This is a genomic window from Desulfobaculum xiamenense (assembly GCF_011927665.1).
GTDB classification, from domain to species: Bacteria; Desulfobacterota; Desulfovibrionia; order Desulfovibrionales; family Desulfovibrionaceae; genus Desulfobaculum; species Desulfobaculum xiamenense.
Map to the genome: position 1 here is coordinate 1552421 of NZ_JAATJA010000001.1, position 26128 is coordinate 1578548.

Consider the following 26128-nt stretch of genomic DNA (forward strand, 5'->3'; position numbering starts at 1 on the left):
CATATGAACTCGACATTCAACGAGCTTGTTTCGGCCGTGGCCGCAGGACTCATGGTCCGGTCCGACTCCAGACGCGTTCGCTCCGGCGAGGTCTTCGTGGCCGTGCCGGGTGTCGGCGTGGACGGAGCCGCCTTCATCTCAGACGCCCTTGAGCGTGGCGCTGCATGGGTCGTGGGACTGCCGGGCACGCGCCTGCCCGAGGGCGCGAACGCGCGCCTCGTGGAGCACGAGAACCCACGTGTCGCCCTCGGCGAGCTTGCCGCCGCATACTTCAAGACCGCGGAGCACGGCCAGAAGCTGGTCGGCGTGACGGGCACCAACGGCAAGACCACCATCACCTATCTGATGGAGCACGTGCTCACCGCCGCAGGCCGCAAGGTCGGCGTCATCGGCACCGTGAACTACCGCTGGCCAGGATTCGTGCTCGACGCGTCCATGACCACCCCGGACTGCTGGCAGCTGCACGAGATCATGGCCAACATGGCCGCCGCAGGCGTGGACACCGTGGTCATGGAGGTCTCCTCCCACGCGCTGGATCAGGACCGCGTGGCCGGGCTGGCCTTCGACGTGGCCGTGCTGACCAACGTCACGCAGGACCATCTGGACTACCACAAGACCATGGACGCCTACTTCAACGCCAAGGCGCGCCTGTTCTGCGACCTGCCGCGCCGCAACAAGGCCGGCATCGTCAACGTGGATGACGCCTACGGACGCATCCTGCTGGAGCGCTGCCCGCAGTGCACCGGCTACGGCCTCTACTACCCCGCCACCGGCGGCAACGGCGGCCTGTGGGGCGACATTGTGTCCTCGTCCTCGCGCGGACTGCATCTGGCCATGAAATACGGCGACCAGCGCTGGGAGCTGCGCTCCTCCCTCATTGGCAAGCACAACGCATCGAATCTGCTTGCCGCGCAGGGGGCGGCCCTCGCCCTTGGCGTGAAGCCCAAGGAACTGAAATCCCTCGAAGATTTCCATGGTGTTCCGGGCCGTCTGGAGCGGATTCCCAACGCAGGGGGGCTTGACGTTTTCGTGGACTACGCTCATACGCCGGATGCGCTCGAGAATGTTCTTTCGTGCGTTGGAGAGTTGGATTTCCGGCGGCTGTTCGTGGTATTCGGCTGCGGCGGCAACCGCGACCGGACCAAGCGCCCACTCATGGGTGAAGCCGTGGCCCGTTATGCCGACGTGGCCATCCTGACCTCCGACAACCCCCGCAACGAGGAGCCTCTCGCGATCATGGCCGATGTCCGGCCCGGTCTGGCGCGTTGCGCTCACGTCATCGAGGACTCCGACCGCCGCACGGCCATCGCCGCCGCGCTTGCCGAAATGCGCAAGGGCGACGTGCTGGTCATCGCGGGCAAGGGCCACGAGACATATCAGGAAATCCGCGGCGAACGCCATCCGTTCAGCGACGCGGAGGTCGTCAGGGAGATACTGGGGTGAATCTGACCCTCGTCCAGGCCGCCACCGCCATGGGCGCGTGCGGCGACATCGAACCGTCCGCGCAGGGACGCGAAATCACCGGAGTGAAGACGGACAGTCGTGCCGTCGGTCCCGGTGATCTCTTCGTGTGCCTGCCCGGCGAGAACTTCGATGGGCACAATTTCGCGTCGCAGGCCGTGGACAACGGCGCCATCGCCGTGCTGGCCGACCGCCCGCTGCCGGAGCTTCATGACCGCGCGAGCGTCCTGCTCGTCACGGACACGCTGACAGCGCTGGGCCGCCTCGGCGCGTTCTGGCGCTCGCGCACCTCGGCCATCGTCGTGGCCGTAACCGGTTCTGCAGGCAAGACCACGACCAAGGAAATGCTGGCCTCCATCCTCTCCGAGGTCGGCGAGACCGCGAAGAACTACAAGAATTTCAACAATCAGCTCGGCGTGCCCATGTGCATGCTCGGCTTCAGCGGCACGGAAAAATTCTGGGTGCTGGAGCTTGGCATCAGCCACCCGCACGACATGCACGAACTGGGCGACATCGTACGCCCGGACTGCGCCGTCATCGGCAACATCGGCCCCGTGCATCTGGAGGGGCTGGGCAATCTCGACGGCGTTGCGCGCTGCAAGACCGACCTGCTCGACTACACCCGCCGCAGCGGGCGCGCCTACGTAAGCATGGACTACCCCGAACTGTGGGCCCATGCCACCACGCGCTTCCCGTTCACCGTGGGCCTCTCCGTGCAGGGCCGCTCGGAGCGCTTCCACGCCAGCTACCTCGGCGCGGACCGAAGCGGCGGCCGCTACGCCCTGCGCCTCGACGACGTGGAGATTGAACTGCACCTGCCCTACTTCGGCGAGTACTTCGCCGAAAACATGCTGGCCGCGGCGGCCACGGCACACGACCTCGGCGCGGGACCGGAAGCCATCCGGCGCGGTCTCGAAAAGGCCCGTCTGCCCGAGCACCGCAGCGCGTGCAGCGTAGTCGGCGGATGGGCCGTCATCGACGACACCTACAACGCCAACCCGCTGTCCATGGAACGCGCGGTGAAATGCGCGGCAGACATCGCGGGCGAGACGCCGCTGGCGCTCGTGCTCGGCGAGATGCGCGAGCTCGGTCCCGACGCGGCAGAACTGCATCGCGAACTTGGACGCACCATCGCCGCCACTGGCGCGAAGGCCGTGTTCTTCAATGGCGACCACGCCGACGCGCTGGCCGCAGGCCTCGCCGACGGCAACTGGCAGGGCGCGTTCGCAACCGCACCCTCGCCGGAAAACTTCCCCGACGCCTTCGCCGAACTCGGGCTGTCCGGCGGCGTCGTCCTCTTCAAGGGGTCGCGCTCCACGAAGATGGAGCGCTACGTCCAGTCCCTCACCGACTGGCTCAACGGAGAAACAAGGGCATGATCTACAATCTGCTGTACCCGCTTTCGAGCGACATAAGCCTCTTCAACGTCTTCCGCTACATCACCTTCCGTGGCGTATGGGCACTTCTGACCGCGCTGCTGCTGACCATCGTCATCGGCCCGGCCTTCATCGACTGGCTGCGGCGCATCAAGTGCGGCCAGCACATCCATGAAGACGTGGCCAAGCACATGTGCAAGGAAGGCACCCCCACCATGGGCGGCCTGCTCATGGGCTTCTCGCTACTGGCGGGAGTTTTCCTGTGGGCCGACCTGACCAACCCCTACGTGTGGCTGGCCGTGCTGGTGTTTACCGGTTTCGGCGCGGTGGGCTTCATCGACGACTACCTGAAGGTAGTGCGCAAGCGGAACAAGGGCCTCTCGCCGCTCGGCAAGCTGAGCCTGCAGTTGCTCGTTGCCAGTGTGGCCATGTTCTTCCTCATCCAGCAGCCCGCGTACGACACGCACCTCGCGCTGCCCTTCTTCAAGGGCCTGCGCCCCGATCTGGGCTGGTTCTACCTGCCCTTCGCCGTGCTGGTCATCGTCGGCTCGTCCAACGCAGTGAACCTCACTGACGGCCTCGACGGCCTCGCCATCGGCCCGAGCATCGTGGCTGGCGGCTGCTTCGCGCTGTTCGTGTACGTCACCGGGCACTCCGAAATCGCCAAGTACCTCCAGATTCCCTATTTGGCGGGCATGGGCGAGGTCACCGTGTTCTGCGGCGCGCTGGTCGGCGCGGGCCTCGGCTTCCTGTGGTACAACGCCTACCCCGCGCAGGTCTTCATGGGCGACGTGGGGTCGCTGTCCATCGGCGCGACACTCGGCTTCATCGCCGTGCTGTGCAAACACGAGCTGGTGCTGGTGATCGTGGGCGGCCTGTTCGTCATCGAGACGCTCTCCGTCATTCTTCAGGTGGGCTACTTCAAGTTCACCGGCGGCAAGCGCATCTTCCGCATGGCTCCCCTGCACCACCATTTCGAACTCCAGGGCATTCCGGAATCCAAGATCATCACGCGCTTCTGGATTCTGTCGATCCTGCTCGGACTCATGGCCCTTTCAACCCTGAAGCTGAGGTAGCCGGACATGCGCGAGGAACTCAAGGGACGACTTGCCGGTACCGCCGCCGCAGTGGTCGGCGCAGGACGCTCCGGTCAGGGTGCTGCGCTTCTGCTGCGCGCCCTCGGCGCGAACGTGCGGCTGCTGGAGGCCAAGGCCGAGAACGTGAGCGCCGACTTCGCCGCGCGCGCCACGGCCGAAGGCATCGAAATCATGACCGGCCCGCATCTGCCGGAATACTTCGAGGGTATGGACATGGTCGTCCTCTCGCCGGGCGTTCAGGCTGGGAAGATCCGTGCTCTGTTCCCCATCGACGCGGCCCCCGAGGTCATCTCCGAACTGGAGCTGTCCGGGCGCTACGCCAAGGGTCGCGTGCTGGCCATCACCGGCACCAACGGCAAGACGACCACCACGGCCCTGTGCGCCCACGTGCTGCGCCACATGGGCCTTCGAGTCTTCGAGGGCGGCAACATCGGCACCCCGCTGGCGGACCATGTGCTCTCCGGAGACGAAGCCGACGCGCTGGTGCTGGAGGTTTCAAGCTTCCAGGCCCAGAACTGCACAACCTTCCGGCCCGAGGTGGCGGTGCTCCTCAACCTGAGCGTGGACCATCAGGATTTCCACGCCGACATGGAGGAGTACCTGCAGGCCAAGCTGAATCTCTTCGCCCGCATGGAGGACGAGGACCTCGCCGTCCTGCCCGCCGAGATGCGCGATGACCTCGAATCCCGCCACTTCACCCGCGCCCGCCTGCACTTCTTCGAAGCGACGGACCGCTTCGAGTGCGACCGCCTGCCCGGCGCGCACAATCAGGCGAACATGGAGGCGGCGTTTCAGGCACTGACACGCTTCGGCGTCACCGAGCGCGACATGCGCGAGGCGCTGGACACCTTCGTGCAGCATCCCCACCGCCTCGAACGCGTGGGCGAGACGCGCGGCGTCCTGTTCATCAACGACTCCAAGGCCACCACCGTGGCCTCGCTCAAGGCCGCGCTGGAAGCCTTCGACCGTCCCATCCTGCTGCTGGCTGGCGGCAAGTACAAGGGCGGCGACCTCGAAGCCCTGGCACCGCTCCTCAAACGTCGGGTCCGGGCCGTGTGCCTCTTCGGCGACAGCCGCGAGGTGTTCGAGAAGGCCTGGACAGGCATCGTGCCCCTTGGCTGGGAGCCGAACATGCAGCGCGCAGTTGAATGGCTCATGGAGCGCGCGGAACAGGGCGACGTGATGCTGCTCTCGCCCGCGACGGCCAGCTACGACCTCTACAACAACTACAAGGAACGCGGCGAAGACCTGCGCCGCATCTTCAGGGAGCTTTCGTGAACGCGACCCCCACGACGGACAGGCCCGATCAGACGCATGAACGCTCGGCCGGACAGCGCTTCGACTATGTGCTGCTGTGCGCCGCGCTCATGCTCCTGTGCACGGGCATGGTCATGGTCATGAGCGCCTCAGGCGTCATGGCCAGCCGCCAGTGGGGGGATCCGTACATGTTCTTCCGCAGACAGGCGCTGTTCACCGTGGCGGGCCTCGGCATCATGACGCTGTGCTACTTCGTCTCGCGCCGGGCCTTCTACGCGCTGACCTACCTGTGGCTGGTCGGGGCAGCGCTACTCATCGTGCTAACCCTCACGCCGCTTGGCGTGGAGGCGGGCGGTGCGCGGCGCTGGCTGCGCCTTGGCGGCTTTTCCCTGCAACCGCTGGAATTCGCCAAGATTGGGCTGGTCTTCTACCTCGCCTACTTCTTCAGCCACAAGCAGGAACAGGTGAAGACCTTCAGCGTGGGCTTCCTGCCGCCGGTGATGATCACCGGAATGCTGTGCGGACTGCTGCTGCTCCAGCCGGATTTCGGCGGCGCGGTGTTCCTGTGCGGAATTCTTTTTCTCATGAGTCTTGTGGGCGGGACGAGCCTCGTGTACCTCGGTTCTTCCGTGATTCTCGGCGGTGGGTGCGCGTGGCTGCTCATCTCGCAGGAGCCGTACCGCATCAAGCGCTGGACGGCGTTTCTGCACCCCTTCGAGAACGCGCAGGACTCGGGCTACCAGCTCGTTCAGTCGCTCTATGCCTTCGGCTCCGGCGGCTGGACCGGCGCGGGCCTTGGCGCGGGCAAGCAGAAGCTGCTGTTTTTGCCCGAGGCGCATAACGATTTCATCATGGCCGTGGTGGGTGAGGAATTGGGTTTCATCGGCGTTTCTCTCGTCTTTCTCGTCATGGGAACGCTCCTGTGGCGCGGTTTCGTCGTGGCGCTCTCGCAGGAGAACATCCAGGACCGCTACACGGCCCTCGGCATGGTCCTCGTCATCGCCATGGGCGCGGTGATGAACATGGCCGTCGTGCTCGGCGCGGCACCGCCCAAGGGCGTGCCCATGCCGTTTCTGAGCTACGGCGGATCGAGCCTTTTCGTGTCCTGCTTCTGCGTGGGCATGCTGCTCAACCTCTCCCGTAGGAGGGCCGGATGATGAAGCGCGTCATCCTGACCACCGGCGGCACGGGCGGACACATCTTTCCGGCGCTGGCCGTCGCCGAGGAGCTCAAGCGGCGGCATCCCGACATCCGCATCCTGTTCGTGGGCGGACGCTACGGACGCGAAGCCGATTTCGCGGCCGAGGCGGGGCTCGAATTCGTCGGCCTGCCGGTGCGCGGCGTGCTGGGGCGCGGCCTCAAGGCCGTCTCCGCCCTGTTCGGCATGGCGCGGGCCGTGGTTCAGGCAATTGGCATCATTGGCTCCTTCGCTCCGGACGCGGTGGTCGGCTTCGGCGGCTACGCCAGCTTCGCCCCGGTTCTCGCCGCGCGGCTACGTGGAGTTCCCTGCGCCGTGCATGAGCAGAACAGCGTACCCGGCGCGTCCAACCGCCTGCTGGCCAAACTCGCCAAGCGCGTATTTTTGAGTTTTCCGGACACGCACAAGGCCTTTAGCGCCGCGAAATGCATCCTGACCGGCAACCCCGTGCGCGACCTCATCCGCAAGATGGCGGACGAGCCTTTCGTCCAGCGCACCACGCGCCACCTGCTGGTGGTGGGGGGCAGCCTCGGCGCACGCGCCCTGAACGACGCGGTCATCGCCAATATTTCCGGCCTGCGCGATGCGGGCTTTGAACTGCGCCACCAGACCGGCGAGGCGGACCTCGCCCGCGTGAAGACGGCCTACACCAACGCTGGCGTGGACACCGAGACCAGCGTGGCCCCCTTCATCCGCGACATGAAGGACGCCTACCGCTGGGCGGACATCGTTTTGTGCCGCTCCGGCGCGACCACGGTGGCCGAGCTGGCCGTGGCGGGCAAGCCCTCGGTGCTGGTGCCCTTCCCCTACGCCACGCACGACCACCAGACCGTGAACGCGCGCTTCCTCGCCGACAGCGGCGCGGCGATCATTGTGCCGCAGGCGGAATTGGCGGGAAAGGACCTCACGCAGCTCATCACGGACATTCTTTCGGAGCCGGGACGACTGGCGCGCATGGCCGACGCCGCGCGCGCACTCGGCGCACCGAATGCCGCCGCCAAACTGGCGGAAGGCATCGAGAACATGACGAACGCATAACGGGAACCTCCCGCACGAGATAGCGAAACAGATGAAGAACAAGATCAAGAAGATACACATGGTAGGCATCGGCGGCTCCGGCATGAACGGCATCGCCGAAGTGCTCATCAACATGGGCTACGAAGTCAGCGGTTCCGACCTCGGCGAAAGCTCCGTGACCCGCCGCCTCACCCGTCTGGGTGCGACGGTGTTCAAGGGCCACGCCACCGAGAACCTCGGCGACGCCGACGTGCTGGTGAAGTCCACCGCCGTGGGCGAGGACAACCCCGAGGTCATCGAGGCCCGCCGCCGCGGCATCGCCGTTATCCCCCGCGCTGAGATGCTGGCCGAACTGATGCGCCTGCGTCAGGGCATCGCCGTGGCGGGAACCCACGGCAAGACGACCACCACCTCGCTTTTGGCCACCATCTTCACCGAGGCAAAGCTCGACCCCACCGTCATCATCGGCGGCCGCCTGAACACCTTCGGTTCCAACGCGCTTCTTGGCGAGGGCGAATACCTCATCGCCGAGGCCGACGAGTCCGACGGCTCGTTCTTGTGCCTCGCGCCCATCGTCACCGTGGTCACCAACGTGGACATGGACCATCTGGACTTCTACCCGAACATGGACGCCATCCGCGACACCTTCGTGGCCTTCATGAACAACGTGCCGTTCTACGGCCTGAACGTCGTCTGCGGCGACCACCCCGTCATCCGCGAGATTCTTCCCCGCGTGAAGCGCCCGGTGATGACCTACGGCCTCGGCGAGGACTGCCAGCTTCGCGCGGTCATCCGCGAGTGCGACGCCGAAAGCTGCTTCGACGTGTACTTCAACGACGAATTCTGGGGCGCGGTGATCCTCGGCCAGCCCGGCCGCCACAACGTGCTCAACGCCCTCGGCGCCATCGGCGTGTCCATCGAGGCTGGCCTGCCCAAGGAGGCCATCATCAGCGGACTAGCCAACTTCGGCGGCGTGGGACGGCGCTTCGAGCGCAAGGGCGAGCGCGACGGCGTGCTGGTCATCGACGACTACGGCCACCATCCCACCGAGATCATGGCCACCCTCGAAACCGCCCGCCAGTGCTACCCGGACCGCAGGCTCGTGGTGGCCTTCCAGCCCCACCGCTTCACCCGCACGCAGGCGCTTTTCGGCGACTTCTGCAAGGCCTTCGGCGCGGTGGACACCCTGCTGCTGACGGAAATCTACCCGGCCAGCGAGAAGCCCATCCCCGGCGTGAGCGGACAGAGCCTCGCACAGGGCATCCGGCAGGTCACGGATACGGAAGTGAACTTCTATGACGATTTCGAGGCCATGACCGCCGCGCTGCCCGACGTGCTGCATCCCGGCGACGTGTTCATGACCCTCGGCGCAGGCAACATCTGGCAGGTCGGCATGAGCTGGCTCGGCGAAAGCGAAGCCTAAAGACGAACGGAGACAGGCAGTGGGACTCACGGTACGCCAGAATCCTTCCATGAGCGAGCTGACCACGCTGCGGCTCGGCGGCACGGCAATCGCCGAAGTGCACGTCGAGGACGTGCGTGATCTCGACGCGCTGCCGGGGATGCTTTCCACCCTCGGCGGTACGCCCCTCATGCTCGGCCGTGGGTCCAACCTGCTGGCCCGCGATGGCGAACTCCCGCTGACGCTGGTGCGCGTCCCCGAACCCGCAAAGCCCGAGATCGTCAGCGTATCCGGCGAGCGGACCACCGTGCGCGCGGATGCGGGCATGGGCCTGCCCGCCCTGCTCTCGTGGCTGGCTGGCAAGGGCCTTTCCGGCATGGAAGGCCTGACGGGCATCCCCGGTTGCGTCGGCGGAGCCGTGGCCATGAACGCCGGTTCCTACGGCACGGACATGCGCGCCGTCATGCGCCGGGTGCTGCTGTTCTCGCCGCAGTGCGGGCTTCGCTGGGCGGACCTCGAAGACGTCATCACCGGCTACCGGCATTTTGCCCCGCGCACCGAGGACCATTGGTTCCTCGTGTTGGCCGTGGAGGTTGACGTCGTCGAGGCAACGCGCGAAGCCATCAAGGCGCGCATGACTGAAATCATGAACACAAAGCGCTCCACCCAGCCCCTCGACGCATGGAGCGCAGGATGCGTGTTCAAGAATCCGGCGGGCGAATCAGCAGGGCGGCTGCTTGACCGCTCCGGTTTTCGCGGCAGACATCTCGGCGGCATGGCGTTCTCCGAGGTGCACGCCAACTTTCTGATCAATACCGGCGGTGGCACCAGCGCACAGGCGCTGGAACTCATCGCCGAGGCTCAGGCGACCGTCGCCGCCGATCACGGCGTGAACCTTGAGCTGGAAGTGAAGGTCATCCCATGACCCTGCTGCGCCCCGGCGGCAAGGGGCGCGTGGCCGCACGAAGCGGCAACCGCTTCAAGGCGCGGCGGGAAACGGTGATCAGGCCCGGACGGGCGCTGGTCTGGCTCCTTGTCATGGTCGTCGTCGCGGTGCTCCTGGCCACGGTGAGCCTCGGTCTGCTGGTGGGTTTCCGCTGGCTGACCGTCAGCCCCCACTTCGCCCTGCGAGACATCGTGGTCACCGGCTGTCAGCGGCTCACGCCCGACGAGGTCATCGAAATCTCCGGCGCGCGGCTGGGGCAGAACGTCCTCGAACTGAAGATTTCGGACATCGAGGAACGGCTGACCGCGAACCCGTGGACGGAGATTGTCATGGTGCGCCGCGTACCGCCAAGCGAGCTCCAGATCACCATCCGCGAGCGACGCCCGGCCTACTGGATGCGCACCGCCGAAGGGCTGGCCTATGTGGACGAGGCAGGAATGGTCATCGACCGGGTCGGACCGGACAGGCTGATTTCGCTGCCGCTTCTGGACACGGATGACGGCGGCGAACCCATGGGACCGGAACTGACCGCGCTCATCGCGGGCATCGCCGAAAGCGGCATGCCCGTCGATCCGGCGAAGGCCAGCCTGATACGGCTCGGCGGACGATCGGTGAAACTTGTTTTCGATGAGCCTGCGCTCACGCTCGTCGTGGAGCGCGACGGCTGGGAGAGGAATATTCACAGGCTGGGCCTGGTCTGGAACGACCTTGTCCGGCGCGGCGAAGCGGACCGCGTACGCGGAATACGGATCGTCGGCGGCAAGGTCTTCGTAAAGGCCTAAGCGCCTGCCCCGCCCCGGCGGGAAAATTCGCAAGGAGAACGACATGGCCAAGTCTGAACTCATAGTCGGTCTGGATATCGGTACCACGAAGATATGCGCGGTGGTCGGCGAGCTGACCGCCGACGGCGTGGATGTCGTCGGTATCGGCACCAGCCCGTCCACGGGGCTGCGCAAGGGCGTGGTCGTCAACATCGAGCAGACCGTGCAGTCCATCAAGAAGGCCCTCGAAGAGGCCGAACTGATGGCTGGCTGCGACATCCGCTCGGTCTACGCGGGCATTGCCGGTAGCCACATCAAGGGCTTCAACAGCCATGGCGTCATCGCCGTCAAGGGCGGCGAGGTGGCTCAGCGCGACGTGGAACGCGTCATCGACGCGGCCAAGGCCGTCGCCATCCCGCTCGACCGCGAGGTCATCCACATCCTGCCGCAGCAGTTCATCGTGGACGACCAGCACGGCATCCACGATCCGCTGGGCATGGCTGGCGTTCGCCTCGAAGTGAAGGTGCACATCGTCACCGGCGCGGTGACTTCCGCCCAGAACATCGTGCGCTCGTGCCACCGCTCCGGGCTTGACGTGGCAGACATCGTGCTTGAGGCGCTGGCCTCGGCCAAGGCCGTGCTCACCCCCGAGGAGCGCGAAATCGGCGTGGCCCTCGTGGACCTCGGCGGCGGAACCACCGATCTGGCCATCTTCTCCGAGGATTCCATCAAGCACACCTCGGTGCTGCCCATCGGCGGACAGAACCTGACCAACGACATCGCCTTCGGCCTGCGCACGCCCATGGCCGCCGCCGAGCAGATCAAAACCCGCTACGGCTGCGCGCTGGCGGAGCTTGTCGCCGGCGACGAGTTCATCGAGGTGCCGAGCGTGGGCGACCGCGATCCCCGCCGCCTGAACCGCCGCGTGCTGGCGGACATCTGCGAGCCGCGCATCGAGGAGATGCTCATGCTCGTGGATCAGGAACTCACCCGCTCCGGCTTCAAGGGCAAGCTCGGCGCGGGCGTGGTGCTCACCGGCGGCACGGCCCTCATCGAGGGCATGCAGGACCTCGGCGAACAGATTTTCAACATGCCCACCCGCATCGGCTATCCGCGAGAGATAGGCGGGTTGCATGACGTGGTGAACAGCCCCATGTACGCCACGGCTACAGGTCTTCTGCTCTTCGGCGCTGAAAAGGAGGGTGCGGAACAGAGCTTCCGCATTCGCGACGAAGGCATGTTCAACCGCATCCTCGGAAAGATGCGCAAGTGGTTCATCGACGTGAAGTAGAGGGGGACCGGGGGATTCGCTCCCGCCGGACGACATACAACAGGGGAAGGAGGATACGAATGGATTACCTCGAACTCGAAAACGAAAAGTCGGCCAAAATCAAGGTCGTCGGCGCTGGTGGCGGTGGCGGTAACGCCATCAACAACATGATCAACTCCGCGCTCAAGGGCGTCACCTTCATCGCCGCGAACACGGACGTGCAGGCCCTCAACAAGTCGCGCGCCGAGCTCAAGATCCAGCTCGGCGAGAAGCTGACCAAGGGCCTCGGTGCCGGCGCGGACCCCGAGGTGGGCCGTGAGGCCGCCGTGGAAAGCATCGACGTCATCCGCGAGCACCTCAACGGCGCGGACATGGTCTTCGTGACCGCCGGAATGGGCGGCGGAACCGGAACCGGTGCCGCTCCCATCATCGCGCAGGTCGCCAAGGAAATGGGCGCGCTCACCGTGGGCGTGGTCACCAAGCCCTTCTATTTCGAAGGCAAGCGCCGGCTCGAAAGCGCCGAGCGCGGCATCAAGAACCTCTCGGACAACGTGGACAGCCTCATCACCATCCCGAATGACAAGCTGCTCTCGCTGGCGTCCAAGAAGGCCACCTTCCTCGACATGCTCAAGAAGGCGGATGAGGTTCTCTACTACGCGGTCAAGGGTATTTCCGACCTCATCATGATCCCCGGCCTCATCAACCTCGACTTCGCGGACGTGAAGGCCGTGATGAGCGAATCCGGACTGGCCATGATGGGCACCGGCATCGCGCGCGGCGAATCCCGCGCCCGCGAGGCCGCCATGAAGGCCATCACCAGCCCGCTTCTGGAAGACGTCTCCATCGACGGCGCGCGCGGCGTGCTCATGAACATCACCTGCGGACCGGACCTCGCCATCGACGAGGTGGCCGAGGCGGCAAGCACCATCTCCGAAGCTGCCCACGAGGACGCACGCATCTACTTCGGCACCGTCTTCGAGCAGGAAGGCACCGACGAGATGCGCATCACCGTCATCGCCACCGGCATCGAGACCCCGCAGCAGATGCCCATCGTCGGCGGCAAGGACGCGCTGGCCATGCTCAAGAACATGCAGGGCGGCTCCGCCAAGGACATGCGCGGCAAGACCGGCACCGTCTCTGCCCCGCCCAAGACGTCCACCATGCATCACGAGACGCAGCTCCCCCTCAACGACGAGCGTCTCTCCCGCGTCGCGGACTTCGTCGGAAGCGACTCCGACATCCAGACCCCCGCCTACCTGCGCCGCGGCAAACGCGGACAGGGCGGCACCAACCCGCAGATTGGCTCCCACGGACAGGAGGATTTCGTCTTCGACGAAGATGACTTCGAAACCCCCGCATTCCTGAGAGCTCAGGCCGACTAGGCCTTCTTCGTATCCTCCCCCGGGGAGACCCGGGCCGGGGGCGGTCATACGCCGCCCCCGGCCGGTCTCCGGACTTGTCCCCTTGCACAGCAAGGGATTCGGGACGCCTGCGCGCCTGAAGGAGACACCTTGAACCAGAATCGGACCCCTCGCAGCAACACGTTCACCGGAACCGGCCCCCTCAACCGCAAGCGCATCCTCGCTGCCGCCCTCCTCGGCTGCGCGGCCTGCATCGTCATCGCCTCTGTCGTCCTGCGCGGCGGCTCCCCCTCCGGCGACGACGCCTCCGCCCCTGCCGATTCCGCCCCCGGCTGCGTTGCGCAGACCGATTCCTCAAGCGCTCCTGAAGCGCCTGCCGCCCCCCTCCACGTCCGCGAAACCATCGACGGTGTCGTGGACAGCGGTCAGACCGCCTCGGAACTCCTTGAACAGTGGCTCTCCCCGCAGGAAATCCACGACCTCGCCGCAGCGTGCCGCAAGCCCTACGCCCTCTCCCAGATGCGCGTCGGCCAGCCCTACGCCATCCACACGCTCGACGGCGCATTCGAGCGCTTCGAATACGAAATCGACGCCGAGGACAAGCTCATCGTCACCCGCGACGACAACGGCTTCAACGCCGCCTGCGAGGCCATCCCCTACGAGATTCGCACCGCCGTCGTCGGCGGAGAGATCGAGTCCTCCCTCTTCGAGGCCGTGGACAAATCAGGCGAAAGTGCCGCTCTCGCCGTGCGTCTCGCCGACATCTTCGCGTGGGACGTGGACTTCATCCGCGACATCCGCTCCGGTGACTCCTTCCGCGCCCTCGTCGAAAAACGCTACCGCGATGGCGAATTCTCCGGCTACGGACGCGTGACCGCCGCCGAGTTCGTCAATCAGGGCGAGCGCTACCGGGGCTACCTCTTCGCAGACAACGAAGGCGTCGAAACCTACTACGACGAGAAAGGCAATTCCCTGCGCAAGGCCTTCCTCAAGGCCCCCCTCGCCTTCCGGCGCATCTCCTCCGGCTTCTCCATGAGCCGACTGCACCCCATCCTCAAGATCCGTCGCCCCCACCCCGGCATCGACTACGCCGCGCCCAAGGGAACCCCCATCAAGGCCGTGGGCGACGGCGTCATCATCGGCAAGGGCTGGGACAAGGGCGGCGGCAACTACATCAAGATTCGCCACAACAGCGTCTACGAGACCACCTACATGCACATGTGCCGCTTCGCCAAAGGCATGCAGAAGAACATCCGCGTCCGACAGGGACAGGTCATCGGCTACGTGGGCGCCACGGGCTACGCCACCGGCCCGCACCTCGACTTCCGCATGAAGCGCAACGGCAGCTTCGTGAACCCCCGTACCCTCAAGTTCCCGTCCGCCGCGCCAGTGCCCACGGACAGGATGCAATTCTTCCGCGAAACCATCGCGCCCCTCGCGGCACAGCTCGACGGTGTCGAACCCATGCAGGCCGCCGCACCCGGCACCCAGACGAGCGCCGTCAACTAGCGCGTGGCGCAACGCAAACGCCAACATGCCCCGTGCCGCTGCGCGGGGCATGGCCTCCGGCGGCCGGGCGCTGCCCGGACCCGGTCAAGGGGCTGACCCCCTTGACAATCCTCACTAGGGCTTCGTCACTAAAAGCCGAACGTCCCGCCAAGGGAACCCCGTCCATCACAGATCGGGGTTCCAAGGGGCCAGCGGCCCCTTGGCCGGCGGAGCCTACGTCTTGAACCCGTCAACGAACGATACGGTCGGCCACAGCGCCTATCCGCTGCGCGGGGCATGGCCTTCGGCGACCGGGGCGCTACCCCGGACCCGCTCAAAGACCGTGGGCCCTTGAGAATCCCAACGAGGGTGTCGTCGCGCAAAGCCGAACGTCCCGCCAAGGGAACCCCGTCCATCGCAGATCGGGGTTCCAAGGGGCCAGCGGCCCCTTGGCCGGCGGAGCCTACGGCTTGCACCCGTCAATGAACGATACGGCCAACCACTGCGCCTCCACGCCATGATTCCCCGCGCTAGTCGGCTCATGAGCGGTCTGCGTTGTCCACCCCGCTTTCCCCCATCCGTTTCAAGGCTATCCGCGTAAGCATAGGCCCGACTATCTCGAAGACCACTGTCGCCGCGACCACGACGGGAAGCATGAAATGCTCCATGGAAAAGGCCATTGCGCCGACCAGCGCCATTCCGAGTGCCACCCCGGCCTGCGGCATGAGCGCCATGCTCATCAATAGGGAAAAATGCCGCTGTGCGCGGCAGAGCCATCCCCCGACCAACGCTCCGACCAAACGCCCCAGCACACGCAATGCGCAATAGGCAGCGGTGACGCCGATGATGCCGCCGTTCCCCTCCATGCGGACCGAAGCCCCCGCAAAGATGAAGAAGAGGACCAAAAGCGGCCACTGGATATTCTCGATGGCATGGAACGGGCGCTTGTGATGCCGGGCCACGTTCGACACGACAGCCCCCATGGTCATGGCGGCAAGCAGATAGGAAACATGCAGATACAAGGCGATGCCCTGACAGAGGAACAGTAGCCCCAACACCTCCACGAGGGTTGGCTCGCCGGGCTGAATGCGCCCCGTCAGGTAACTCATGGGCACGCCGATCAACACGCCGATGAGCAAGGCCCCACCGATCTCCCAAAGCCCATGAAGACAGACGGCCAGCGGTCCTCCGGCCCCCACCACGACTTGCGCGGCGGCAAGCATCAGGCTGAAGATGATGAGCCCCCATGCGTCGTCGACGGCGACAATGCCGAGCAGCGTCTGCGAGAACGGTCCACCAGCGTGGGACTCGCGAACCACGTCCGCCGTGGCCGCCGGGTCCGTTGCACTGGCGATGCCCCCAAGCAGCAGGGCAAGATGCAGAGGCACCCCTATCAGATACAGCCCGAGGCAGACGATAAGGGACGAGGCGATGGCGACGGACAGAGAGAAGCTCAGAACGCGACGCCCGCAGAGAATCAGCGCATCGCGATTCATGGAACTGCCAAGCATGAAACCAACCATGACCAGCGCCATGTCCGCCACGCGGGGGAACCAGCTTTCGCCAAGGTTCGGCATGATGTCGAAGCCGAACGGTCCGAGGGTAAAGCCGAAAAGCAGCAGCGCGGAAACACGGGGCACGAAGGTGTGCTGCCCGATGTAATGGGTCACGAGTCCGATGAGGAACAGCACGCCAAGCGTGATCAGAAAAATGGCCTCGGACGGCATGGACGGCTCCGGAATTGCTTCGAACAAAAGACACTGCGCGCAAGCATACCCCGCTTTAGGACTCCGGGGAAGCCCGGCCCGCCAATACGCCCCGTCCTCGGCGAAGGTTTGCGTTTCGGCGCGATGCGTATATAACCGCCGCATGAGCGCTACGACGAACTATCCGCCGGAATCCGGCGTCTACTATGGCCTTGCGCGTCCGAGTGCGCAGGAGTGGGGCGGCAGGTTGCCGATTGCCCTCGTCTTTCCCGGTCCGGCCCGTCTGGGGCTGTCCACGCTGGGCTGGCAGGTGGTCTGGAAACTGCTGAACGAACATCCGGCCCTCATCGTGGAGCGGTTCTTCTGGGAAGGTGGCGACGAGGAACCTCGCGCGTACGACTCCAACCGCCCGCTGTCGTCCTTCCCCGTCATCGCCTTCAGTCTGAATTTCGAAGAGGAATACCGAGACATGGTCGAGGTGCTCGACCGGGCAGGCATCGCCGTGCGCTCAAGCGAACGCGGGGGCTGGCCGCTGGTGCTGGCGGGCGGCCCGCTGGCCTTCCTTAATCCCGCCCCGGTCGCCCCGGCGGTGGACCTGTTCTGGGCGGGAGAAGCCGAAGTCGGTTTCGCGAACCTCGCGGCCGAGGCGGCGCAGTACGCCTTTGAGGGACGGGACCTACGGGAGTATCTGGAGGCCGTGGCCCAGCGCGACGGCATATACGTCCCCGGCCTCTCGAAACTCCCGGTACGCCGGGTGCTGGCCGGAACGGAACGCGATCTGCCGAATCCGGGGCATTCGTGCTTCGTGACGCAGGAATCGGAATTCCGCGACATGTTCCTTCTGGAGGTCAACCGCGGATGCCCGTACGGCTGCCGATTCTGCGCGGCGGGCTTCATCTATCGTCCGCCAAGACATGCGCGCGTCGAGGTGCTCAGGGACATCGTGGAGCGGGTGAATCCCGGCAAGGTCGGTCTGGTGGGCACGGCGCTCACGGACTGGCCGGACCTGTTCCCCTTCCTGCAATGGCTGAACGAACGCGGGACCAAGTTCTCGCTGGCCTCGCTGCGCTATGACGGCCTGACCGAAGAATTCCTGACCTTTTTGCGCCGCACGGGAACGCGTAGCGTGACCCTCGCGCTGGAGGGCGCAAGCCACCGCATTCGCAAGGCCATCAACAAGCGGCTGGACGAAACGAAATTTCTCGAAGCCGTGGAACGCATCAGCCGCCTGCAGTTCAACCACCTGAAGCTGTACATTATCGCGGGCTGGCCCGACGAGACCGAGGACGACTACAGGGAGCTCGGGCAATTCCTGCACGAGATCAACGCGGCCATAGAAGCCGGACGCGGCGGAAAGAAGGCGGGCGTGGGCCATGTGACCCTCGGCGTGAGTAGCCTGGTGCCCAAGCCGTGGACGCCCTTCCAGTGGGCCCCCATGGCCTCGGAGGCGCATCTGGATCAGGCCATGAAGTGGCTGAAGAAGGCGGTAAAGCCGGTGAAGGGCGTGCAGGTGCGCGTGGACAAGCCCGGACCGTCACGCTTGCAGGGACTGCTTGCGCGCGGTGACGAAAAGGTCTTCGACCTCATCGAGTTGGCCGCACTGGAAGGCAAGGGCTGGAAGCATGCCCTGCGCGAGTGGGACGGCGACCCCGCCGACTATCTGGACCGGGAGCGCGGCGCGGACGAGAAATTCCCGTGGGAATGCATCGACACGGGCGTGGACCGCGACTTTCTGCGCAAGGAATGGGAGCGCTACAAAAACGTGCAGGCATCGCCTCTGTGCGGTCGAGTGGACTGCACGAGATGCAATGCCTGCGGAATGGGAACGTGGCTGTACGGCGAGGGCGAAGAGGGACGCTAGCGCGCGCCTCCGCAGCCGCTGCAACCGCCACCGGCCTTGCCGGGACAGGCTGCCGCCGCGACGGCCTTGCGTTTCATGGCCTTCTGCACGTTCTGCTGAACCTTGGCATCAGGCTTGCGATCGAGGGGGCTTGCCGCCTCGAAATGAATGGTGGTGGCAGAGATCAGCTTCCGGGTAGCGCTGCTGGAACATTCAGGACAGACGGGCGCGGGCGCTTCGAGCGCCACCAGTTCCTCGAACTGCGCTCCGCATTTCTCGCATTCGTATTCGAAAAGAGGCATCGTTCAACTCCTGTTCAGCTGGGGATTACATACTTCACGACAGCGTGAAGTCAAGGATGTATTCTACGGGAATGTCGCCCAGCGGCAGACATTCGCGACGCAACACGATAAGGGGACCGTTTCATGATTCTGCTTGAGAAACCATATGTTTCCGAATTCCTCAAGGACTCCATCCGTCAGCATGGGCACTGCGTGTGCGATACGCCCCGCGCCCAGCAGATGCTTGCCGGAAGCGGCATCGAAACCGTGGACGCACAGGAATGCATCCGCCGTATCCGCGATGGGGAACTGCCCCGCGTGTACTGCAATTCCGAAAACGCCATCGACTGGGTCGCCGAGCATCTCGCCTTCACGGGTCTGCCCGAAAAAATCGCCATGTTCAAGAACAAGGCGCGCTGCCGCGACCTGCTGCGCGGCGAGAACCCCGACTTCTTCTACCGCGCGGTGCCCTTCGATGAACTCGGCGCGGTGAACCCTACTGAACTTCCGCTACCGGTGATCGTCAAACCCGCCGTGGGATTCTACAGCCTCGGCGTGCACAAGGCCGAAACGCCCGAGGAATGGCACGAGGCCGTGGCCGCCATCCGCGCCGAGGTGGACGACATCCGCAGCATGTACCCCCTGCAGGTGCTCGACCTCTCGGAATTCATCATCGAGGAAGTCATCGAGGGCGAGGAATACGCCGTGGACGTCTACTTCGACGACGCTGGCGACCCCGTCATCCTCGACATCCTGCATCACGTCTTCTCGTCCGGGAAGGACGTCAGCGATCGGTTGTACGTGACCTCCGCGGACATCATGCGCCAGTGGCTGCCCATCCTCGAAAAATGGTTTGGCCGCATCGGCAGTCTGGCCGGGCTGCGCAACTTCCCCATGCACGCCGAACTGCGCGTGCGCGAAGACGGCGAGATCGTGCCCATCGAGATCAATCCCATGCGCTTCGCGGGCTGGTGCGTCACGGACATCGCCAGCCACGCGTGGGGCATCGACACCTACGACTTCTACCTGTCCGGAAAACGCCCGGACTGGAAATCCATCCTCGCAGAGCGCGAGGGCTACGTGTGGGCCAACATCATCGGCGACCTGCCCGCCGGAGTGAAGGGCGAGGACGTCCTCGACGTGGACTACGAGGCATTTGCCGGTCGCTTCGAGGAGCCACTGGAGCTGCGCCCCATCAACTGGCTGGAGTACCCGCTCTTCGCGTTCATCCACGTGCGCACCCGCGCGGACAACGTCGCCGAGTTGGACGCCATCCTCCACGCCGACATGGGCGAGTTCCTCACCCTGCGCTAGCGCGGGCGAAGTGACCGCCCCACACATCACGAAAACGAAACGACCCCGGCCGCGCCATGCGCAGCCGGGGTCTTCCATTCATGCCAACCCCGGCGATGCGGGGAATCAGCGAAACACGAGGCCGCCGTCCGCGACGTCCACGGTAATGTCGTGGCCGTCGTCGATGCGCCCGGCGATGATCTCGCGGGCCAGCGGCGTCTCGATGTGCGCCTGAAGATAACGACGCAGGGGGCGCGCGCCAAAGGACGGCTCATAGGCCGCCTCGGCGATGAAGTCCTTGGCCGCCTCGGTGAGCGCGAGGGTCATCTTGCGCTCAGCCAGCCGCGCCCGCAGGCCACGCAGCATCAGCTCGACGATGCTCTTAAGCTGTTCAGGCAGAAGCGGCTTGAAGTTGACCACCTCGTCCACGCGGTTCAGGAACTCCGGGCGGAACTCCATGCGCAGCGTCTCCATCACCTGCTCCTCCACGCCGGGCTTGAGCGTGCCGTCGGCGTTGATGCCGTCCAGCAGGTACTGCGAGCCGAGGTTCGAGGTCATGATGATGATGGTGTTCTTGAAGTCCACGGTGCGGCCATGGCTGTCCGTGAGCCGTCCGTCGTCGAGAATCTGGAGCAGCGTGTTGAACACATCGGGGTGCGCCTTCTCGATCTCGTCGAAGAGGACCACAGAGTAGGGCTTGCGCCGCACAGCCTCGGTAAGCTGGCCGCCCTCGTCATAGCCGATGTATCCCGGAGGCGCTCCGATGAGCCGGGCCACGGTGTGCTTTTCCATGTACTCGGACATGTCGAGGCGCACCATGTTCTCCTCGGTGTCGAACAGCGCCTCGGCGAGGGTCTTGCAGAGTTCGGTCTTGCCCACGCCCGTGGGGCCGAGGAAGATGAACGATCCGATGGGACGTCCGGGGTCCTTGAGTCCGGCGCGGGCGCGCAGCACGGCGTCGGCCACTGCGGTGACGGCAATGTCCTGCCCCACCACGCGCTCGTGAAGCTGATCTTCCAGCCGCAGGAGCTTCTCGCGCTCGCTTTCAAGCAGGCGCGACACGGGAATGCCCGTCCAGCGGGCAATGACCTGCGCCACGTCGTCCGGGCCGACCTCCTCGCGCAACAGGCGCGCGCCGTCGCCGGATTTGCCCTCGCGCTCGGCCAGTCGCCGTTCGAGGTCGGGCAGCGTGGAGTACTTGAGTTCGGCGGCGCGGTTGTAGTCGAGAGCGCGCTCGGCCTCCTCAATGGCGTGACGGGTCTTCTCGATGTTCTCCTTAAGGTGGCGAACATCCTCGATGGAACCTTTCTCATGCTCCCACTGGGCGGCAAGGGTCCCCTGCTCGTCCTTCAGGTCGGCCAGCTCGCGTTCGAGGCGGCCGAGACGCTCGCGGGATTTCTCATCCGTCTCGCGGCGCAGGGCCTCGCGCTCGATTTCGAGCTGCATGACCTTGCGGTTGATGTGGTCCAATTCGGCGGGCAGCGAGTCAATCTCCGTACGGATCATGGCCGCGGCCTCGTCGATGAGGTCGATGGCCTTGTCCGGAAGCTGGCGGTCAGTGATGTAGCGGTGCGACAGGGTCGCCGCCTCCACGATGGCACCGTCGGCGATGCGCACGCCGTGATGGACCTCGAAACGCTCCTTGAGGCCGCGCAGGATGGAGATGGTGTCCTCCACGCTCGGCTCGTCCACGACCACCGGCTGAAAACGCCGCTCCAGTGCGGGGTCCTTCTCGATATACTTGCGGTACTCGTCGAGGGTGGTCGCGCCGATGCAATGCAGTTCACCGCGCGCGAGCATGGGCTTCAGGAGGTTGCCCGCATCCATGGAGCCTTCGGTCTTGCCCGCGCCCACGATGGTATGCAACTCGTCGATGAAGAGCAGGATGCGCCCGGCGGACTTCTCCACCTCGGACAGCACGGCCTTCAGCCGCTCCTCAAATTCGCCACGGTACTTGGCACCGGCGATGAGCGCGCCCATATCGAGGGCGAAGACGCTCTTGTCCTTCAGCCCCTCTGGCACGTCCTGCTTGAGGATGCGCTGGGCGAGGCCTTCGACGATGGCCGTCTTGCCCACGCCAGCCTCGCCGATGAGCACGGGATTGTTCTTGGTACGCCGCGAGAGGATGCGCACGCAGCGCCGGATTTCCTCATCGCGCCCGATGACGGGGTCCAGCTTGCCCTTGCGCGCGGCCTCCACGAGGTCGCGCCCGTACTTCTTGAGCGCTTCGTACGTGTCCTCGGGATTGGCCGAGGTCACGCGCTGGCAGCCGCGCACTTCGGTCAACACGCCGAGAACCTTCTCGCGGTTGATGCCGAACTGCTTGTTCACCCGCCCGATGGCCGTGGACTGCGGATCGTCGGCGAGCACGAGGAAAATGTGCTCCACGCTGACGTACTCGTCCTTCATCTGCTTGGCCAATTCCTGCGCGCGGACAAGGGACTCGTTGAGCCGGGGGGTGACGTAAACCTGTCCCGGTGCCGCGCCAGGGCCGGACACGCGCGGCAGCTTGGCCAGCTCGCGCTTGAGGGCCTCGGCGTAGGCGGCGGGGTCGTACCCGGCCTTTTCGAGCAGCCTGCCGACGATCCCGTGTTCCTGCATGACAAGGGCCAGAAGCAGATGCTCGGCGTCGATCTGCTGGTGGCCGAACTTGACGGCCACATCCTGCGCCTGACTGATGGCTTCCTGCGATTTCTGCGTGAACTTGTTCAGATCCATAGCAGCTTGTCCTCCGATCATTCCAAATCGCGCCGCAACGGTTCGGCGCGTGAAAAAGACTCTCCGGCCCGAGACGTCGCGAACCTAGACCAGTCGTTCGAGTTCGCGAACCTTGTGTTCCAGATTCTCGATGCGGGCCAAGAGGTCGACGATGATCATCCCGCCCGTGACGCCGACCTCGAGGTCGGCGCACAGGCGCACGAGCTTGCGCACGCGGTAAACGTCGCGCTGATGGAAGAGGACTCCGCGCGCGGACGTCTCCAGCGGTTCCACCCACCCGATGTCGATAAGCTCCGTCAACCGGGACGGATGCACCGCCGTGAGTTCGATGAACGACACCCATGTAACGAGATTCGATGGTTCGGGCACTGCGCCCGTTTCCAGCTTGGTCAGGTCCATGCGTCATGCTCCCGTTGTGCGTCGTTCCGCGGCCATGCCGCAGGGTCAGAAATCCCTTGGCGAAAAATCCGACTCCCGCGCGAGTTCTTCCCATAGCTTGCGCTCGCGCTCACCGATCTTGCCCGGTGTGCGGATGACCACGCGCACGAACTGGTCGCCACGTCCGGCTCCGGTGCCAAGACCGCGACCGCGAATGCGCATCTTCTGCCCGCTGGACATTCCGGCGGGAACCGTCATTTCAACCGCACCGTTCAGCGTGGGCACTGTGACCGTCGCGCCGAGGGCGGCCTCCCACGGGGCCAGCGGCAGGTCGAGCACCACGTTCACGCCGTCGAGCTTGAACCGCTCGTGCGGCAGGATGGATACGCGAAGGTATAAATCGCCAGCGGGGCCGCCCTGCCGTCCCGGACCGCCCTGTCCGGACAGGCGGATGCGTGCGCCCTCGCGCACGCCAGCGGGCACGGTGACTTCGAGCCTGCGGGTCCGCCCACCCATCGCGCCGGGTCCGGGCGCATTCTCGCGCAGTGAAATGCTCTTGGCCCCGCCTTGGTAGGCCTCCTCCAGCGTGAGTTCGAGGGTGCTCTCGATGTCCTGCCCCTTGGCCGGACCGGGTCGGAAGCCCGCTCCGCCGAACCCGCCGAAGGGGTCCTGACGGAAACCCGCCCCGCGCCCACCGAAACCGCCACCGAAGATGGTCTCGAAAAAGTCGCTGAAGCCCGCGCCATCGAACCCCGCCCCGCCGGAGGTGAAGCGGAAGTTCTCGAATCCCGGCGGCGGCTCAAAGTTCTGACCATGCTGCCAGTTGGGGCCAAGCTGATCGTAGAGCCTGCGCTTCTCGGGGTCCTTCAATACCTCGTAGGCTTCGTTGATCTCCTTAAATTTCGCCTCGGCCTCGGGGTTGTCGGGATTGAGATCGGGGTGGTACTTCCGGGCGAGGCGCTTGAACCCCTTGGAGATGTCCTCCTTGGAGGCCCCTCTGGCCACGCCCAGAATATCGTAGTAATCCTTGAATTCGACGCTCATCTCGATTAGCACTCCTTGCTACCGCATGATGTCCTTGTGCGGCCTATCGTGAGAGATAAGCCGCTTCAGGCGACAGTCAAGTATCCAAGCTCGTTAGGGGAATCCGAATACAATGCTGAAAAGCCTGCCAGTCCTGATGTACCACTATATCAGCTCCTGGCCCGACGCTATCTCCGTGGCCCCGGAACTTTTCGAGGACCACCTCAAGGCCATGACCAGGGCTGGCTACCGGGGCATCGGCCTCGACGAGGCCGCCGCCTTCCTGCGCGAAGGCCGCTCGCTGCCCAAGAAATCCGTACTTATCACCTTCGACGACGGCTTCCTCGACAACTACGTCTACGCATGGCCCCTACTGCGCGAGCACGGCCACAAGGGCGTCATCTTCGCGGTCACCAACAAGATCGTGCACGAGGAGCGCCCCCGCCCCACCCTGTCCGACGTGTGGGACGGCTACGTGGGCCTCGACGACCTGCCGCAGGTCAACAATCCCTTCCGCACCGGCAAGGAAGGCCTGCGCGTGCGCACGGACCTCTTCTTCTCGTGGAAGGAGGCCCGCGCCATGGAGACCGACGGCACCGTCCGCGTGGCCGGTCATACCCACTACCACCGCTCCGTCTTCACCAGCCCGCGTTTCTCCGGACTGTTCATGCCCGGCGGCAGAAAGCGCACCTTCGACAGGTTCGACGCCCCGGTGCTCTTCGGTCTGCCCAAGTTCGAGGAAGGCCCGGCCATGAAGCACCGCGCCTTCAAGCCTTCCGAAGAACTCTACGCCCTCGTGCGCGAAAGCGTTCCGCAGGACTTCGCCACCGCCTTCGACCACTTCAAGGAACCGGGCCGTGCGCAGGACCTCCTGCGTCGCATCCGCGAGATTCCGGAAAGCCGTCTGGGCAGCTACGAATCGCACGCCGAATTCGAGGAGCGCATCTACGAGGAACTCCGCGCGAGCCGCGACATGCTGCGCACCGAACTCGGCCGCGAGGCCGACGTGCTGGCGTGGCCGTGGGGCGCATACAGCGACGAAAGCCTGCGCATCGCCAAGGAACTTGGCTTCACCGTGCTCTTCACCACCAATATCGGCCCCAATCCTCCGGGCATGGTCTCCGACGCGGTGAACCGCTTCAAGGCCCGCGCGCGGCGTCCCGCATGGCTGCTCTCGCGGCTGGCCATCTACTCGCGCCCGCTGGTGGCCCGCACCTACGGGCTTTTCCACAAGAGATAGCATACGCCCAGCCAGACCGGCGACATGAACAAGGCCCCCCACGTCAACGACGCGGGGGGCCTTGTTCACTTGAAAATCCGATCATCCGGCAGCAGACGCCGACGGGAAAGCGCTAGCCGCGTCGCAGCAGGCGCAACTTGTCCAGCACGTCCTCGACCAACTCGTCCAGCGGGTCCTGCGCGCGTAGCACGAAGGTCGCCGCGTCGAGGTACAGCGGCTCGCGCTCAGCAAGGGTCGCACGCATCTCGTCCTCGGGCGAAAGGTCCGTCAGGGCGGGGCGCTGGCCCTCGGCGGGGTCGACCGCCAGACGGGACATCAGGAGCGCCACGTCCGCCATGAGGTAGAACACCGGACCGCCCGCGCGCATGAAGGCGCGGTTCTCGGCGTCGAGCACGATGCCCCCGCCCGTGGCCACCACGGCCCCGGCGTCGGCGGCTATGCCGCGCAGTGCCTCGCGCTCCATGCGCCGGAAGCTCTCCCAGCCGCCCTCGGCGACGATGTCGGCCACGTCGCGCCCGGCCGCCTGCCGCACCAGTTCGTCCGTGTCGAGAAACTCCCTCCCCAGACGCTTCGCCAACGCCCGACCGAGGCTCGTCTTGCCGCTGGCTCGAAGGCCCACGAGGTAGACGTTGGTCCGCTCGCCGAAGTCCACCGGACGCGGCACATTCCCGAAGGTCATAACCCGTCCCTCGTCGGCGACGTCGTTTTTCCTGCACATCGCCCCTTCGGGCGTGATGAATCTCGCCATGTCGTCTCCCTGCGCAAAGGACCGCCAACGGACCGCACCCGCGAAGCACCGCGAAACGACGACCCATGGCGGCATCGTGTATGGTGCGGGGGCGCATGTCGCACCCTCCCGCCACGTGTCGCGAAAACGCGGCCGACACTTCCGGCCGCGCCATTGTCTTACCCGCAGGCCCCGATCGAGGCAAGCCATGCGCAGAGCAATCAAAAAAAGTGCTTCGAATTGCTGACACTTTTCTCAAAACAGGGTATTGCAGGCGGTAGGGTTGGA

21 protein-coding genes are annotated in these 26128 nt (G+C 65.3%); 15 read left to right on the forward strand and 6 right to left on the reverse strand.

The genetic code is table 11. From position 1 onward, the window contains the following. Window positions 1-3: 3 nt before the first annotated feature. From GGQ74_RS07075 to GGQ74_RS07130, 12 genes are all read left to right on the forward strand, one after another. Window positions 4-1443 carry a UDP-N-acetylmuramoyl-L-alanyl-D-glutamate--2,6-diaminopimelate ligase gene (locus GGQ74_RS07075; RefSeq protein WP_167940789.1) on the forward strand — a complete coding sequence of 480 codons (1440 nt, stop codon included), beginning with the start codon at window positions 4-6 and terminating at the stop codon, window positions 1441-1443. Next, window positions 1440-2840 (forward strand): UDP-N-acetylmuramoyl-tripeptide--D-alanyl-D-alanine ligase, encoded by a 1401-nt coding sequence (locus GGQ74_RS07080; protein WP_167940790.1) that lies wholly within the window; start codon window positions 1440-1442, stop codon window positions 2838-2840. The genes GGQ74_RS07075 and GGQ74_RS07080 overlap by 4 nt, the downstream gene beginning before the upstream one ends. Then, entirely contained in the window at window positions 2837-3913 is a 1077-nt protein-coding gene (gene mraY / locus GGQ74_RS07085) for a phospho-N-acetylmuramoyl-pentapeptide-transferase (RefSeq protein ID WP_167940791.1), read from the forward strand. The genes GGQ74_RS07080 and mraY overlap by 4 nt, the downstream gene beginning before the upstream one ends. Window positions 3914-3919: 6 nt before the next feature. Beyond that, window positions 3920-5212 carry a UDP-N-acetylmuramoyl-L-alanine--D-glutamate ligase gene (murD, locus tag GGQ74_RS07090; RefSeq protein WP_167940792.1) on the forward strand — a complete coding sequence of 431 codons (1293 nt, stop codon included), beginning with the start codon at window positions 3920-3922 and terminating at the stop codon, window positions 5210-5212. Then, window positions 5209-6348 carry a putative lipid II flippase FtsW gene (ftsW, locus tag GGQ74_RS07095; RefSeq protein ID WP_425338085.1) on the forward strand — a complete coding sequence of 380 codons (1140 nt, stop codon included), beginning with the start codon at window positions 5209-5211 and terminating at the stop codon, window positions 6346-6348. Before murD ends, ftsW begins: the two co-directional genes overlap by 4 nt. Continuing rightward, complete coding sequence (gene murG, locus GGQ74_RS07100) at window positions 6348-7427, forward strand: undecaprenyldiphospho-muramoylpentapeptide beta-N-acetylglucosaminyltransferase (RefSeq protein ID WP_167941033.1); 1080 nt, start codon at window positions 6348-6350, stop codon at window positions 7425-7427. Before ftsW ends, murG begins: the two co-directional genes overlap by 1 nt. A gap of 31 nt (window positions 7428-7458) precedes the next feature. Beyond that, window positions 7459-8829, forward strand: coding sequence for a UDP-N-acetylmuramate--L-alanine ligase (gene murC, locus GGQ74_RS07105; protein ID WP_167940793.1), 1371 nt, complete (start codon window positions 7459-7461; stop codon window positions 8827-8829). Between the two features lie 49 nt (window positions 8830-8878). Further along, window positions 8879-9733, forward strand: coding sequence for a UDP-N-acetylmuramate dehydrogenase (murB, locus tag GGQ74_RS07110; RefSeq protein WP_167941034.1), 855 nt, complete (start codon window positions 8879-8881; stop codon window positions 9731-9733). Beyond that, window positions 9730-10536 (forward strand): cell division protein FtsQ/DivIB, encoded by an 807-nt coding sequence (locus GGQ74_RS07115; protein ID WP_167940794.1) that lies wholly within the window; start codon window positions 9730-9732, stop codon window positions 10534-10536. Before murB ends, GGQ74_RS07115 begins: the two co-directional genes overlap by 4 nt. Before the next feature lie 43 nt (window positions 10537-10579). Continuing rightward, the gene (gene ftsA / locus GGQ74_RS07120; protein WP_167940795.1) at window positions 10580-11806 is read left to right on the forward strand and encodes a cell division protein FtsA; all 1227 of its coding nucleotides are present in this window, start codon (window positions 10580-10582) and stop codon (window positions 11804-11806) included. A 59-nt stretch (window positions 11807-11865) separates the two neighbouring features. Beyond that, window positions 11866-13167 (forward strand): cell division protein FtsZ, encoded by a 1302-nt coding sequence (gene ftsZ, locus GGQ74_RS07125; protein ID WP_167940796.1) that lies wholly within the window; start codon window positions 11866-11868, stop codon window positions 13165-13167. A gap of 129 nt (window positions 13168-13296) precedes the next feature. Then, window positions 13297-14655 (forward strand): peptidoglycan DD-metalloendopeptidase family protein, encoded by a 1359-nt coding sequence (locus GGQ74_RS07130; RefSeq protein ID WP_209280080.1) that lies wholly within the window; start codon window positions 13297-13299, stop codon window positions 14653-14655. A gap of 518 nt (window positions 14656-15173) precedes the next feature. Here the strand turns inward: GGQ74_RS07130 and GGQ74_RS07135 are convergent. Beyond that, complete coding sequence (locus GGQ74_RS07135) at window positions 15174-16361, reverse strand: cation:proton antiporter (RefSeq protein WP_167940797.1); 1188 nt, start codon at window positions 16359-16361, stop codon at window positions 15174-15176. A gap of 142 nt (window positions 16362-16503) precedes the next feature. Here GGQ74_RS07135 and GGQ74_RS07140 point away from each other — a divergent pair, with 142 nt between their 5' ends. Beyond that, window positions 16504-18201 carry a radical SAM protein gene (locus GGQ74_RS07140; RefSeq protein WP_167940798.1) on the forward strand — a complete coding sequence of 566 codons (1698 nt, stop codon included), beginning with the start codon at window positions 16504-16506 and terminating at the stop codon, window positions 18199-18201. Here the strand turns inward: GGQ74_RS07140 and GGQ74_RS07145 are convergent. Then, window positions 18198-18482 carry an FmdB family zinc ribbon protein gene (locus GGQ74_RS07145; RefSeq protein ID WP_167940799.1) on the reverse strand — a complete coding sequence of 95 codons (285 nt, stop codon included), beginning with the start codon at window positions 18480-18482 and terminating at the stop codon, window positions 18198-18200. The two genes, GGQ74_RS07140 and GGQ74_RS07145, sit on opposite strands and share 4 nt — an antisense overlap. A 123-nt stretch (window positions 18483-18605) precedes the next feature. Between GGQ74_RS07145 and GGQ74_RS07150 the strand changes: the two genes are divergently transcribed. Further along, window positions 18606-19775: an ATP-grasp domain-containing protein gene (locus GGQ74_RS07150; protein WP_167940800.1), complete on the forward strand. Its 1170-nt coding sequence runs from the start codon at window positions 18606-18608 to the stop codon at window positions 19773-19775. Window positions 19776-19880: 105 nt separating this feature from the next. On the opposite strand, the gene clpB is transcribed toward GGQ74_RS07150, so the two are convergent. The 3 genes from clpB to GGQ74_RS07165 all read right to left on the reverse strand — a co-directional run bounded on the left by clpB (window position 19881) and on the right by GGQ74_RS07165 (window position 23894). After that, window positions 19881-22472, reverse strand: a complete 2592-nt coding sequence (clpB, locus tag GGQ74_RS07155; protein ID WP_167940801.1) for an ATP-dependent chaperone ClpB — start codon at window positions 22470-22472, stop codon at window positions 19881-19883. Window positions 22473-22556: 84 nt separating this feature from the next. Next, window positions 22557-22871: a chaperone modulator CbpM gene (locus GGQ74_RS07160; protein ID WP_167940802.1), complete on the reverse strand. Its 315-nt coding sequence runs from the start codon at window positions 22869-22871 to the stop codon at window positions 22557-22559. 45 nt (window positions 22872-22916) lie between these two features. After that, complete coding sequence (locus GGQ74_RS07165; RefSeq protein ID WP_167940803.1) at window positions 22917-23894, reverse strand: DnaJ C-terminal domain-containing protein; 978 nt, start codon at window positions 23892-23894, stop codon at window positions 22917-22919. A 112-nt stretch (window positions 23895-24006) separates the two neighbouring features. Between GGQ74_RS07165 and GGQ74_RS07170 the strand changes: the two genes are divergently transcribed. Next, entirely contained in the window at window positions 24007-25113 is a 1107-nt protein-coding gene (locus GGQ74_RS07170; protein ID WP_167940804.1) for a polysaccharide deacetylase family protein, read from the forward strand. Between the two features lie 112 nt (window positions 25114-25225). Here GGQ74_RS07170 and aroL read toward each other — a convergent pair whose 3' ends face one another. Next, window positions 25226-25792 carry a shikimate kinase AroL gene (aroL, locus tag GGQ74_RS07175; protein WP_167941036.1) on the reverse strand — a complete coding sequence of 189 codons (567 nt, stop codon included), beginning with the start codon at window positions 25790-25792 and terminating at the stop codon, window positions 25226-25228. Window positions 25793-26128 lie beyond the last annotated feature (336 nt).